The following is a 14,080-nucleotide window of genomic DNA, read 5'->3' as shown; positions in this document are numbered from 1 at the left end:
CGAAGTGGCCCGGACCGTGTCGGCGATCCGAGCTCGCACCCCCGATGCGGTCAGCCGGCGTTGGCCCGCACCGCCGGACGCACGAGGAAGTTCAACTCCGGACCCTTGCTCCCGATTCGGATCCGGCTGACCGGCTCGGCGTCGAATGCCCCGTAGTAGATGATGTTGTCGTCCTTGCAGATTCCGCACAGTGCCCGCCCGTGCGCATCGGTCTCGGCGATGAGCCAGGCCATCAGCGCACGGCCCACCCCGGCCCGCTGCGCCTCCGGTTCCGCGCCCAGATAGACGATGTAGTTGTGCGGTTGCCCGGGCGCGGTCCGGGCGATGGCGGTATCGATCTCGATGCCGCGCCTGGTCGCGCCGGCGCCCATGGCCCACAGCAGCTGCGGACCCGAAATCGCTTCCCGCCATACCGGATTGCGGTATCCGTCGGGAATCCAGAGCAGGGCGCCCACGACCCGGCCGTCGACCTCGGCCACGATGGCGGCCTCGGCGGGCAGGTAGCGGTGCTTGATGAGAACGCGAATCATGCCGGGCGCGCGCCGGCGGCGGGCCTCGGGATCGGGGAAGACGTAGTCCTCGATCGGATCGTCGGTCTCGAAGGCCAGGGCGAGTACCCGGACCATGTCCTCGATGTCGGCTTCGGTGGCGCGGCGAACGGCCGGTGCACCCGACTGAACCAAAACTGTCCCTTACGTTTTCATGCCCGTTAGCGCCCGACCTCGATGACGGACAGTGTGACCACGCCCAGTTTGTCTGGTTGTCCTCACTGGACGGCAGCCTTCCAAGCTACTGCCGAGTAGGGTACCCGTAAGTTACTGATCATGCGACCGATTCGTGTTGTGGCATAAAACGATTCGCCGGAGGGTGGTCTGGCGTCGTGATATGTCATAAGGTGCGCGCGCGTGAAAGCGATATCTCATCGTTTCGTCCAGGTTGCCCGAGGTTCCCATAGAGTGGGAGCGTGGCCGCACTTCTCACCCAAGGACAAACCGGTGAACTGGGCGTCGCGGACATCACCGTGACGGTGCACTTCAGCGCGGGTATCGACCTCGCCGCACTGCTTCTCACCGATCGGGGCGCCGTCCGCAGCGACGGTGATCTGATCTTCTACAACCAGCCCGCGGGCCCCGGCGTCCAGCTGGTGCCCGGGCAGAACGCCGTCGCCGTCGACCTGCGCTCGGTACCGCAGGGCGTGGCGCACATCCGCATCGTCGTCAGCCTGGACGACCGCGACGGCCGCCTCGGCGACTATCCCGCCCCGCACATCGGCATTGCCGACGATCGTGGAAACCCGCTGTACGAGTACGTGATCGACGGTCTCGGCAACGAGTCGACGGTCGCGGCGGTCGATCTCGACCGCGGCGAGGACGGCTGGTACGCCCGCGCGGTCGGCTTCGGTCATCCCGGTGGCTTTCCGGCGCTGCTCGCCGAGCACGGCGTGTCCGTCAGCAGCTCGCCGCAGGCCGCGGCGCGCCCGGCCGCGCCGGCCATCTCTCCGGTATTGAAGGCCGGTGACACCGTCGCGCTGCGGCGGCAGGGCGCCGACCTGAGCTTCGTCAAGATGGGGCTGGGCTGGGATCCCGTGCACGTGCAGCACAAGTGGGGCTCGCGCCCGGTCGAGATCGATCTGGACGCCTCGGCCCTGGTGTACGCCGGGCACGATCTGGTGGACGCCGCCTACTACGGCCAGCTGGTGACAAAGGACGGCGCCATCCGGCACTCCGGCGACAACCTCACCGGTGAGGGCAAGGGCGACGACGAGGTCATCACCGTCGACCTGACCCGGGTGGGCCCGCATGTCACCGCCATCGTCTTCGTGATCACCTCCTACGCGGGCCACACCTTCGAGCGCGTGCGGAATGCCTTCTGGCGCTTGATCGACGGCACCAACAACGCCGAGCTCACCCGATCCAACCTGAGCTCGGGCGGCCCGCATACGGGCATGGTGGTGGCCAAGGTGCACCGTGAGGACGGGATCTGGAAGGTGCTGGCCCTCGGCCATCCGATCCAGGCCGGCCACCCGGTCGAGGCCGCCACGCAGGTCACCGAGTTCCTCTGAGCGCCGGGCCTTCCGGCGGGTCGCCGGTGTGCCGTGGGTGAGCAGGTCCGGCCGACTGCGGATTCCGTCCCGCGCCCCACGGTTCGTCAGGAGACGGTGATGAACCGGCCCAGCTGCGGGACGGCCTCACCGGGATGCTTGGCCTGGAAGCCCTCGCCCATGGCCTGCAGGCTCCATTCCCCGTTCGTGCGGAATACCTTTGCCATGGCGATGGCCGTGAACGGCATGCCGCCCGCCAGCGCGTAGCGGGCCAGCTCCGCCTGCGTGGTGTCGTCCACCAGCCGGCAGTAGGCATTGCTGACCTGCTCGAAGGTATGGCCCTGGTACGAGGTGACGATGAACAGCAGCGTGGTCACGTGGCGCGGCACCCGGCTCAGGTCGACCAGGATCACCTCGTCGTCCCCGGCGGCGCCCTCACCGGTCAGGTTGTCGCCCGAATGCCGGATGGAGCCGTCCTTGGATGTGAGCTGTCCGTAGTAGGCCACGTCCACCAGATGCCGGTCGGCGAACATGGCCACCCAGGCGTCCAGGTCGATGTTCACCGCTCGCCGCCCGAACAGTCCGCCCTGCCGGGCCGGGTCCCACCCGAGTCCCATCCGGATCCGGGTGAGCGCGACGCCGCCGTCCTTGCGCAGGGTGACGCGCTGGCCCTTGGACAGATTCACCGGCCGTCCGCGTGAGAGCCCGCCGTCGCCGGCCGGCTGGGTGGGGCCAGGGGGCGGGGCCTGATAGGGCGAATTCGGCTGCGGCTGAGCCGGATACGGGGAAGTCGGCTGCGGTGGCGCGGGATACGGCGAGTTCGGGGGCGGTTGTGTCGGATACGGCGAGTTCGGCGTGACGTAGGTCGGCTCGACCGGCGGCGGGTAGGCCGTGGGGGCCGGTGGCGGCGGGGGCGGGGGAGCAGCGCGGGTATCGGCGGGCGCCGCCGCGTCGTCGACGGTGACCCCGTGATCGGTGACCAGGGCCGCGAAGCCGCCCGCGTAGCCCTGGCCGACCGCGCGCACCTTCCAGTTCCCGTAGCGCCGGTACAGCTCCACCGCGATCACGATCGATTCGCTCTGCAGGTCCTCGATCTTGTACTCGTACAGCGGGTTACCCTGCTGATCGGACACCACCGCGCTGGGCGGCGCGATCCGGCCGAAGGTGGCACCCGCCTCCTCGAGCGTGATCACCGCCCGGATCTCGGTGATGTCGGCCGGCACCTGGGCCAATGCCACCGACAGTTCGGCGGGCTGCCCCGCCGCTCCGTTCCGGAGCCGCACCCCGGGCCCGGAGGGCTGGTTGTAGAACACGAAATCCGCGTCCGAGCGCACTTTCCCGTGCTCGGTCACCAGTAGCGCGGACAGCCCGGCGGCCGCCGCGACCCGGACGGAGACCACCACCTCCGGCGTGGTGAGCGGTCCGTTCTGACCCTTCACAAGCGTTGTGGACAAGGCCGATCCTCCCGTATCGAGACGTCCACTTGCCACTGTAGGAGACCGGGGTGTCCTCAGCAGCCGAGCTGGTCGGCCAGGTCGAGGAAATCCACGGCATTGATATCGAATTCGTCCGAGAACTCCGCATCGCCGAGTTCCGGATCGCCGTATTCGAGCGGCCGTGCGATGAACGCCGTCCGGAACCCGAGTGCGCCGGCCGCCCGGATGTCGTACTTGTGGCTGGCCACCATCATGATCTCCGCCGGTTCCAGGCCCAGATATCCCGCCGCGAGACGATAGGTCCGCGGGTCGGGCTTGAACACCCCGGCCATCTCGGCCGCGAAAACGGCATGCCACGGCAGGTCCCCGTGCCGCGAAATCGCCACCACGGCACTGACATCCGCATTGGACAGCGTCGCCAGCGTGAACCGCGTCCGCAACCGCCGCAGCCCCGCCACCGTGTCCGGCCACGGATCCAGCCGGGCCCACGCCCGGGCCAGCTCGTCTCGCGCCGCCACCCCGGCCGAGATCCCACGCGCGTCCAGCAGGGGATCCAGCGTCTTCCGGTACACCGAGGCCACGCTCATCCACGGCCCTTGCTCCGGCTGCTGTGACGTCTCCGCGAAATACGCGGCCCGCCACTCGTTCACGAACGCGCTCCAATCCTCGCCCGGCCGTTCACCGCCGAGCGCGTCCGCGGCCGCCCGCCGAATGGTCGAATGGAAATCGGTCGCCGTCCCCTGTACGTCGAACAGCAGCGCCTGCACGCTCAACACGCTCACAGCCGAAGACTAGGCCCCGGCCCCCATGTCCGGCGGTCCGTGGCACCGAGCGGAACTCGAGGGGTTTGTCATAGTTCCGGCGGTCGGTGGCGGTTCTAGGCTGTGGGGATGGAGACCGGTAGGGCGAGTAGGACTGCTCTGGCCACCGCGTATGCGCGGGCCTATCACCAGCTTTCGGGAGAGCCGCGGGTGTTCACCGATCCGCTGGCGGCACGGATTCTGGGTGTGACCTCGGATCGGATCCGGGAACTGGATACGGCGACGCTGGATCGGCCGGGCGGGAACGATCCGCGGAAGCGGGTGCGGCGGTACTTCCTGGGTGCGCGGGCCCGGTTCGCCGAAGAGGTGGTGGCGGCCGCCGTCGCAGACGGGACCACACAGGTGGTGATTCTGGGGGCCGGCCTGGACACGTTCGGCTACCGGAATCCGCACCCCGGCCTGCGAGTATTCGAGGTCGATCACCCGGACACCCAGGAGTGGAAGCGGGAGATGCTCGCGCAGGCCGCGATCGGGATTCCGGAGTCGCTCACCTTCGTGCCGGTGGATTTCGAAACCGACACGCTGGCAGCGAGATTGGCGGACGTCGGGTTCGACCGGGACCGGTCGGCGGTGTTCGTCTGGCTCGGCGTCGTCATGTATCTGACCCGGGCGGCCATCGAGGAGACCCTGCGGTTCATCGTGGGGCAGGGGCAGCCGGTCCACGTCGTGCTCGACTACCTGAGCGCGGGAAACACCGAGGAGGAGCGGGCGGAGGTGCGGGCACGGGCCGAGCGGATCGCGGCGATGAACGAACCGTGGCTCAGCTTCTTCGAACCCGAGGAGATCGAGAACCTGCTCCGCGCAGTGGGTTTCGATACGGTCGAGCTGCGGTCGCTGTCGGAGCTGTTCGACGAGTACCTCGGTGCACCGCTGCCGGATCTGCTGGTCAGGAACGGCCGGGCACCGCTGCTGCACGCGGTCCGCGGGCCGGTCGGGGACTGAAGATTGCCTGAAACTCCGCGCGTGACCCCCTGAGCAGGCGTGCGAGCGCTCGATACTCGGGACATGGGCAGGTCTGCGGAGTGGATGGCAACCGCACGGGTGCTGCGCCGCACCGGGTTCGGCGCGACCGGGCCCGAGATCGACGCGGTCTCCGATGTCGCGGGGTACCTGCGCACCGCGCTGACCACCGACCCCGAGGCCGATCCGGGCGCTCGCGCCACTCCTATGCCGGAGCTGGTCCCACCCGCCCCGCTCGGCAAGGACGCGCCCGCCGACGCGCGCAAGCAGTACCAGGCGCGGATCACCGGGCAGCTGGACGCGCTGACCTGGTGGTGGCTGCGGCGCATGGCCGCCGTCCGGGTCCCGGTCCGGGAGAAGCTGACCCTGCTGTGGCACAACCACTTCGCCACCTCGGCCGGCAAGGTCCGCAATGCCGCCGAGATGGCCGCGCAGAACCGGACATTGCGGACCGGTGGCACGGGTGACTTCAGTGCGCTCGCCTACGCCATGCTCACCGATCCGGCCATGCTGCGCTGGCTGGACGGCGTCGCCAATACCGCGAAGGCGCCCAACGAGAACCTGTCCCGGGAATTCATGGAGCTCTTCGCCCTCGGCCACGGCAACGGCTACACCGAGACCGATGTCCGGGAGGGCGCCCGGGCCCTCACCGGCTGGACCATCACCGGCGGTACGGCCGCCTTCGACGCCAGGCGGCACGACCCGGGCGCGAAAACCGTGCTGGGCATGACGGGTGCGCTCGACGCCCGGTCGTTCTGCGATGCCGTGCTCGCTCGCCCGGAGTCCGCGCGCTTCGTGGCGGGGCGGCTGTGGCAGCAGCTGGCCTCCGACGAACCACCCTCCGACGCCGCCCTGAACCGCCTCACCGCGGCCTACGGTCCGGGCCGGGACCTGTCCGCGCTGGTGACCGCCGTCTGCACCGACCCGGAATTCACCACCGCCCGCGACACCGTCGTGCACGGACCGGTCGAATGGCTGATCGCCGCCGTGCGAGCATTCAAGATCCCGCTCACCCAGGACGCCGAGGCCCGCGCTCTCGCCGGGACGCTGCGCACCCTCGGCCAGCTGCCCTTCTACCCGCCCTCGGTCGGCGGCTGGCCGCGCGGGCAGGGCTGGATGTCGAGCGCGGCCGCGCAGATACGGCTCACGGCGGCCATGGATCTGATGAAGAAGGCCGACCTGTCGCCGATCACGCAGGCGGGCAGGCCGGATCGCCTGGACGCGACGGCCTATCTGCTCGGCCTCGGCTCCTGGTCGGACCGCAGCGCCGAGGTGCTCGCGACCGCTGTCGATCAGCCGTCCCGGCTGGCCGCGCTCGCCATCAATACGCCCGAATACCTCACCAGCTGAAAGCCACACCACCATGCCGCAATTCAGTCGCAGACAGTTCCTGGTCGGCACCGGCGTGCTGGGCGCGCTCGGGGTGGCCGGCGCCTCCGTGATCACCTGGGACGAGCTGCAGCAGCGGGCGGTCACCACCCCGCTGGCCGCCGGGTCCGGAATCCTGGTAGTGCTCACGCTCTACGGCGGCAACGACGGCCTCGGTACGGTGATTCCCTACGCGGACAACGCCTATCACGATGCGCGACCCGAAATGTCCTACCGTCCTGAGGAAGTCCTGCACCTCGACGACCAGCTGGGCCTCAACCCGGCGCTGAAGGGCCTGGCCGGCCTGTGGAGTGACCACACCCTCGCCATCGTGCGCGGCGTCGGCTATCCGAAGCCCGACCACAGTCACTTCCGCTCCATGGACATCTGGCAGACCGCCTCACCCGATGAACCGGTACAGACCGGCTGGATCGGCCGCTGGCTGGACACGACCGGCGACGATCCGGTGCGCGCGGTCAATATCGGACCGGTCCTGCCGCAGCTCGCCCTGGGTGCGAAACACACTGCGGCGGCGCTGGATCCGTCGTCCGCACCCCTGTCCGCCGAGCTGGCCGCGGCGCTGTCCGGTCTGGCCGCGACCGATCCCGGCGACAGCCCGGCGCGAGCCCGGGTCTGCACCGGATATCAGGCCGAACAGACTGCCCGGCAGACCTTCTCGGCCCTGAAGCAGTCCGGGAAGACGGGCGCGAACCCGCTCACCGCCCAGCTGGACCTGGTCGCCCAGTGCGTCAAGGCCGGTGTCCCCACCCGCGTCTACTCGGTCGGCCTGGGCGGGTTCGACACCCACGCCGACGAGCGGCACACCCAGGAACAGCTGCTGGGCCGCCTGGACGACGCGGTCACCGCCTTCCTGAAGGACCTCTCCACCCATCCACGCGGTCGTGACGTGGTGCTGATGGCCTACAGCGAATTCGGCCGCCGGGTCGCCGCCAATGCGTCGCAGGGCACCGACCACGGCACCGCCGGACCGGTCTTCCTGGCCGGGGCGTCGGTGGCGGGCGGCTTCCACGGCGACGAGCCCGGCCTCACCGACCTCGACAACGGCGACCTGAAGGTGACCGTCGACTTCCGCGACGTCTACCACGAACTGGTGCACCGGGTCCTCGCCGCCGACCCGGTCCCGGTGGTCGGTTCCGGCCGCCGCGACCTGGGCCTGCTGTCCGCCTGACCACGGCCCGCGCGGAATGTCGGCCCGGTGACACGCCTACGTGTTGCCGACCCGCCCGGAACGCGGTATTCAGTTCGCCGTGTGGGAAGGCGAATCGAGGCTGAGAGTAGGAACCGGTGCGCGCCGATGTTTCTGCGGCGGGCCGGGCGAGAAACACGCATGGCCGCCGCGACCCACGGATCCGACTGCTGCCCCAGCTGCTGGCCGCGGCGGCGGAGGGTAATCCGTCCGGTATCGCAGTGCGCGCGGGTGCGCTGTCACTGACCTATGCCGAGCTCGACGATCGATCCACCCGCCTGGCACGGGTTCTGGTGGCCCGGGGTATCGGACCCGGCGACCGCGTCGTGCTGGCTCTGCCGCGCTCGCCCGAGGCGGTGATCGCGGTCTGGGCGGTGGCGAAATCCGGGGCGGCCTTCGTGCCCGTCGATCCCGGCTATCCGCCGGATCGGGTGTCGCACATGCTCGCCGACGCGGGCGCGTGCTTCGGGCTCACCCGCACCGCGCTCCGCGACCGGCTCGGCGACGCCGTCGAGTGGTTCGAACTCGACACGCCGCACTGCGCCGAACTCCTGGCGGACGGCTCGGCCGAGGCGCTGCACTTCACCGAACGCACCCGCCGCCTGCACGGCCGGGACATCGCCTACGTCATCTACACCTCCGGCTCGACCGGCGCGCCGAAGGGCGTGGCCGTCACGCATGCCGGGCTCGCCGGACTCTGCGCCGAACTGACCCGCCGCTTCGCCGTCACCCCCGAGGCCCGCATTCTGCACTTCGCCTCCCCGAGTTTCGACGCCGCCGTGCTGGAGCTGCTGCTGGCCGTGGGGGCGGGCGCGACCATGGTTCTCGCGCCCGCGGACTGCTACGGTGGCGGCGACCTGGCGGTCCTGCTGCGCGCCGAGCGAGTGACGCACGCGTTCCTGACCCCGGCCGTGCTGGCCGGACTGGACGCGACCGGGCTGCCCGATCTGGCGGTGGTGGTCGCGGGCGGTGAGGAGTGCCCGGCGGATCTGGTCGCGCGCTGGTCGCCGGGACGGTCCTTCTTCAACCTCTACGGTCCGACCGAGACCACGGTCGCCGCGACCATCGGCACCGCGCTGACCGCCGTCGGCACCGTCGATATCGGCGGACCGATCGCCGGAGTGACCGCACTCGTCCTGGACGCCCGGCTCCGGCCGGTGCCGACGTCGGTGGCCGGTGAGCTGTACCTGGCCGGGCCGGGCCTGGCGCGCGGATATCACCACCGTCCCGGGCTGACCGCCACCCGCTTCGTCGCGCACCCGAATGGCATGGGGGAGCGCATCTATCGGACCGGGGACGTGGTGCGGTGGATCCTCGGCCCGGCCGGGGCCCCGGTGCTGCAGTACCTGGGCCGCAATGATTCGCAGGTGCAGATCCGGGGCATCCGGGTGGAGCTCGAGGAGATCGACGCCGTCCTGTCCGCACACGAATCCGTGTCCTACGCGACCAGTCTCGTGCGGCGGCTGCGCAGCGGGGCCGACGGCGTCGTCTCGTACGTGGTGCCCGCGACGGGCACTGCCGCGGATGCCGCCGTCCTGGCCGCGTATGCGCGGCAACAACTTCCGCGCCATGCCGTCCCGGCCGCCATCACCCTGATCGACCGCATTCCGCTGACCCCGTCCGGCAAGCTGGATCGAGCCGCCCTGCCCGAACCGGCCCTCGCCGCGCGACCGTACCGTCGGACGCTGACCGACACCGAGCGGGCCGTGGCCGCCGCCTTCGAAGAACTGCTGGGCGTGCGCCGGATCGGCGCGGACGACGATTTCTTCGACCTGGGCGGAAACTCCATCCTGGCCACCCGATTGGCCGGACGTCTGGGCGCGGATCGGGCGACCCGGGTGCCCGTGCCCGTGGTCTTCGAGCATTCGAGCGTGGCCGCGCTGGCGGCGGCCGTCGACGGGCTCGGCAGTGGTGGCCGGCCTCCGCTGACCGCGCGGCCGCGATCCGTGACCCGGGCGCCGCTGTCGCCGGCCCAGCAGCGCCTGTGGTTCCTGGCGCGCCTGGACCCGGAATCGGCGACCTACAACATTCCGTTCGCACTGCGGCTGTCCGGGGAACTCGACACGGCCGCAGTCGAACTCGCCGTGCGCGATCTGCTCGACCGGCACGAGGCGCTGCGGACGAGATATCCCGAGCACCACGGCACCGGATACCAGGACATCCGGCCTGCCGTCGCAGTCCAGTGGGACCCGGCGACGGTCGAGATCGCGGAGTCTCGGCTGTGGCCCGAGCTGATCGCACTGGCGGGCAAGGGATTCGACGTCACCGCCGAGGTCCCGGTGCGCCTGCGGCTGTACCGGACCGCCGAGCGTGAGCACGTGCTGGCCGTCGTGATCCACCACCTGGCCGCGGACGGCTTCTCCATGGTCCCGCTGACCCGCGACCTCATGACCGCCTACACCGCCCGCACACGTGGCGCGGCCCCCGATTGGCCGCCGCCGGCGGTGCAGTACGCCGACTACGCGATCTGGCAGCGCGAATTGCTCGGTACGGCAGAAGACTCCGGCTCACTGCTGGCCGACCAGCTCCGGCACTGGCGCCTGGCGTTGGCCGGACTGCCTCCGCTCCTGGACCTGCCCACCGACCGTCCACGCCCGCCCGTGGCCTCGCATCGCGGTGCGGCCCAGCACTTCCGGGTGGACGCCGCCCTGCACCGGGCGCTGGAGGAACTGGCCCAGTCGCGCGGCGTCTCGGTGTTCATGCTGCTGCACGCGGCCCTCGCGGTCCTGCTGGCCAGGCTGGCCGGGACCACGGACGTGGCGGTGGGCGCACCGGTCGCGGGCCGTGGCGAACCCGCACTCGACGAGGTCGTCGGCATGTTCGTCAACACCCTGGTTCTGCGCGCCCGCATCGATCCGTCCGAGAGCTTCACGCGCCTGCTGAACCGGGTGCGCGACAACGACATTGCCGCCTTCGCCCATGCCGAGCTGCCCTTCGAGCAGCTGGTGGCCGACCTGGACCCGCCGCGTACCCGGGCACACCATCCGCTGTTCCAGGTAGCCCTGTCCTTCCAGGAATTCGGTGACCAGGTGCTGCGGCTGCCCGGGCTGACGGTCACCGCGGCCGATCTCGGGGAGAGCTTCTCGCCGGTCGATCTGCAACTGACCGTCGTCCCGCAGCGCGACGCCGAAGGGGCGGCGGGACTGCACTGCTCGTGGCGGTACGCCATCGATCTGTTCGACGAGTCGACCATCGCCCGGCTCGGACAGCGGCTGACCGCGCTGCTCGCCGCGGTCGTCGCCGAACCGGGGCGAGCGGTGGGGGACCTGCCCTTGACCGACGCCGCCGAGCTGGCGACCTTCCCGACGCACGGGCCGAATCATGCGGTGCCGCAGAGGTTCATGTTCGACGCGTTCCTCGACCAGGCCCGTCTCACCCCCGATGCCGACGCCGTGACCGGAGACGGGGTCACCCTGACCTACCGCGAGCTCGCCGAACGATCCAATCGCCTGACGCGCAAACTGATCGGACTGGGCGTCGGCCCGGGCACTACGGTCGGCGCGGCGCTGGACCCCGGTCCCGATCTGATCGTCACCCTCTACGCCATCGTGCAGGCCGGTGGCGCGTTCATGCCGATCGACCCCGGCCAGCCAGCCGACCGCATCGAGGCCATGCTGGCCACCGCCGCACCCGTGTGCACGGTGACCGCCGACCTCGTGAATCCCACTGAGCTGTACGGCTTCTCGCCCGAACCGGTGACCGACGCCGACCGGCTCCGGCCACTGCGTGCACAGGATCTCGCCTATGTGATCTTCACATCGGGCTCCACCGGGCGTCCGAAGGGCGTCGGAATCCCGCACAGCGCACTGGCCGGCTACATCGCGTTCTTCACCGCCGAATATCAACTGACCGAACGCGATACCTACCTCCAGCTGGTCCCCGCCACCTTCGACGCCTCCCTCATCGGCGCGACGGTCCCGCTGGCCGTGGGCGGGCATCTGGTGGTCCCCTCGGGTGCGAGCCGCACCGATCCGGAGCACCTGGCCGATCTCATGGCCCGCCACCGGGTGTCGGCCTTCCTCGCCGTGCCGTCTCTCCTGCGCGCGCTGCTGGACCACGCTCCAGCCGGTGCCTTCGACACACTGCGGGTGGTGTGGGCCGGCGGTGAAGCACTGCCCACCGAACTGATCGCGCGCTTCGCCGCCGCCGGCCCGGCCCGGCTGCACAATCTGTACGGACCCACCGAAGCGACCATCTCCGTGACCGGAACCGAGGTGACCCGGTTCGGCGACGAGCCGGTGTCCATCGGCGCCCCACACTGGAATTCGCGCGCCTATGTGCTCGATGCCCGCCTGCACCCCGTGCCCGCGGGCACACCCGGTGAGCTGTACGTCGCGGGCGCGCAGCTCGCCCGCGGTTACCTCGGACAGGCCGGGGTCACGGCCGATCATTTCGTCGCCGATCCCTTTGCCGGCGGGGGCGAGCGTATGTACCGCACCGGCGATCTGGTCCGGCGCACCCGCGACGGCGGCCTGGAATATTTGGGACGCAGTGATTTCCAGCTGAAGCTGCGCGGTCTGCGCATCGAGCCCGGCGAGGTCGAGGCCGCACTGCGCGCGCACCCGGCGGTCGCCGAGGCGGTGGTCGCGATTCGCCGAGAGCGACTGGTGGGATACCTGCGCGTCACCGGCACAACCCTGGTGCTCTCCGATGTGCTGGCAGTCGCTCGAAAGCGATTGCCCGGCTATATGGTTCCTGGTCAGCTGACCATCGTCGACGCCTTCCCCCTGGGGCCGACCGGAAAGCTGGACCGGGGCGCGCTGCCCGACCCCGAACCTCGGACGCGGGAATACCGAGCCCCGGAGACGGCCGAGGAACTGGCCATCGCCGAGGTGCTCGGCGCGGAACTCGGTATCGAACGAGTCGGCCGCGAGGACGACTTCTTCGCGCTCGGGGGAAACTCGCTGTCCGCCATCCGGATTCGTGCCGCGCTGTCCGATCGACTCGGCCTGCCGGTACCGCTCGCGTATCTCTTCGCCCATCCCCAGGTGTGGGAGCTCGCCGCCGCGCTGCGGGCGGAACCGGCCACGATCGGCCACGAACTCGACCCCGTGGCCGACATGGCACTTGCCCCGGAGATCACCGCCGCAGATCTCGCGGCGCAGCGGCCGGGCGCGCCCGCCACCATTCTGCTCACCGGCGCAACGGGATTCCTCGGCGTTTTTCTGCTCCGGGAACTGCTCGAACACACCTCCGCCACCGTTTACTGCCTGATCCGCGCCTGCGATGAATTCGCAGCGCGCGAACGGATTTCCGCGAACGCCGGCCGATACGGCATCGACCTCTCGGCACACGCCCACCGAATCGTCGCTGTCGCAGGTGATCTCGCCCAGCAGTGGCTCGGCCTGGCCCCGGCGGACTTCGCCGACCTGGCCCGGCAGATCGACGCGATCTACCACAACGCCGCCCTCGTCAATCACCTCGAGCCCTATGCCCGCATGCGCGCCGCCAATGTCTCGGGCACGGTGGAGGTACTGCGGCTGGCCGCCACGACCCGAGCCAAACCGATCCACTACATCTCGACCGCCTCGGTCTGCGACGGTCCGCTCCCGCACGGCCTGCCGGGCTACGTCGCCACGAAATGGGTTGCCGAACATCTCGTCCGGACCGCCGCCGACCGCGGCCTGCCCGCCCGTATCTACCGTCCCGGACTGATCACCGGCGATTCCCGCACGGGTGTGGCCGGCACCGACGACGCTTGGTGGACCATGCTGCGCGCCATGCTGATCCTCGGCCTCGCTCCCGAGCTGCCGGACGCCGAGGTCGCCATGCTGCCCGTCGACCAGGCGGCCACGGCCGTCGTGGCCGCCGCCGAGTGCTCCGGACCCCGCATCGTCGGCCTGCTGCCCGCAAGAACCCTGTCTCTCAAGGCCATCCGCGACGAGCTTCTGGGCCGGGGTTATCGGCTCGACCTCGTCGACCCGGCGGACTTCGCGACCGCGCTGCTGACTGCTGCCGAACAACCCGGCGCCGACGATCTGCTGGTGCGGGCGGCCGCCCTCACCGTCAACTATTCGGCCGAGGTCACCGGCGCCCCGAGCGACCCCGACTCGCCCTGCCCGGGCGCCGGCCGTGCCACCTTGCTCCGCTACCTCGACTACTACGTCGCCGCCGGTTTCCTCCCCGCGCCGCCACTGTGACCCGGATCGCGCGCCCGGAATCAACGCCCGCCGCTCGCGTCGGCACCGACCATGACTCCGGCGCTGCGGGTGATCGCTGCTCCATCCTGGACCGCTCCCGGGTGCGC

8 protein-coding genes are annotated in these 14,080 nt (G+C 70.4%); 5 read left to right on the top strand and 3 right to left on the bottom strand.

Features of this window, described 5'->3' with window-relative positions; genetic code table 11:
* Nucleotides 1-50: 50 nt before the first annotated feature.
* Nucleotides 51-683, bottom strand: coding sequence for a GNAT family N-acetyltransferase (locus ON33_RS20020; protein WP_040860384.1), 633 nt, complete (start codon nucleotides 681-683; stop codon nucleotides 51-53).
* Between the two features lie 281 nt (nucleotides 684-964).
* On the opposite strand from ON33_RS20020, the gene ON33_RS20015 reads away from it, so the two are divergent.
* Nucleotides 965-2,062: a TerD family protein gene (locus tag ON33_RS20015; RefSeq protein ID WP_040860383.1), complete on the top strand. Its 1,098-nt coding sequence runs from the start codon at nucleotides 965-967 to the stop codon at nucleotides 2,060-2,062.
* A gap of 86 nt (nucleotides 2,063-2,148) precedes the next feature.
* On the opposite strand, the gene ON33_RS20010 is transcribed toward ON33_RS20015, so the two are convergent.
* Both ON33_RS20010 and ON33_RS20005 read right to left on the bottom strand, forming a co-directional pair.
* Entirely contained in the window at nucleotides 2,149-3,495 is a 1,347-nt protein-coding gene (locus ON33_RS20010; RefSeq protein WP_040860382.1) for a TerD family protein, read from the bottom strand.
* A gap of 56 nt (nucleotides 3,496-3,551) precedes the next feature.
* Nucleotides 3,552-4,259 carry a haloacid dehalogenase type II gene (locus tag ON33_RS20005; protein ID WP_085996790.1) on the bottom strand — a complete coding sequence of 236 codons (708 nt, stop codon included), beginning with the start codon at nucleotides 4,257-4,259 and terminating at the stop codon, nucleotides 3,552-3,554.
* A gap of 108 nt (nucleotides 4,260-4,367) precedes the next feature.
* Between ON33_RS20005 and ON33_RS20000 the strand changes: the two genes are divergently transcribed.
* The 4 genes from ON33_RS20000 to ON33_RS19985 all read left to right on the top strand — a co-directional run bounded on the left by ON33_RS20000 (nucleotide 4,368) and on the right by ON33_RS19985 (nucleotide 13,973).
* The gene (locus tag ON33_RS20000) at nucleotides 4,368-5,240 is read left to right on the top strand and encodes a class I SAM-dependent methyltransferase (protein ID WP_040860381.1); all 873 of its coding nucleotides are present in this window, start codon (nucleotides 4,368-4,370) and stop codon (nucleotides 5,238-5,240) included.
* A 63-nt stretch (nucleotides 5,241-5,303) separates the two neighbouring features.
* Nucleotides 5,304-6,608: a DUF1800 domain-containing protein gene (locus tag ON33_RS19995; RefSeq protein ID WP_040860380.1), complete on the top strand. Its 1,305-nt coding sequence runs from the start codon at nucleotides 5,304-5,306 to the stop codon at nucleotides 6,606-6,608.
* 13 nt (nucleotides 6,609-6,621) lie between these two features.
* Nucleotides 6,622-7,815: a DUF1501 domain-containing protein gene (locus tag ON33_RS19990; protein WP_040860379.1), complete on the top strand. Its 1,194-nt coding sequence runs from the start codon at nucleotides 6,622-6,624 to the stop codon at nucleotides 7,813-7,815.
* A 116-nt stretch (nucleotides 7,816-7,931) separates the two neighbouring features.
* The gene (locus ON33_RS19985; protein ID WP_051152489.1) at nucleotides 7,932-13,973 is read left to right on the top strand and encodes a non-ribosomal peptide synthetase; all 6,042 of its coding nucleotides are present in this window, start codon (nucleotides 7,932-7,934) and stop codon (nucleotides 13,971-13,973) included.
* Nucleotides 13,974-14,080: the final 107 nt, after the last annotated feature.

Source organism: Nocardia niigatensis NBRC 100131, assembly GCF_000308655.1.
In the GTDB taxonomy this organism is placed as follows: Bacteria; Actinomycetota; Actinomycetes; order Mycobacteriales; family Mycobacteriaceae; genus Nocardia; species Nocardia niigatensis.
This window is presented reverse-complemented; position numbering and strand designations above follow the sequence as displayed.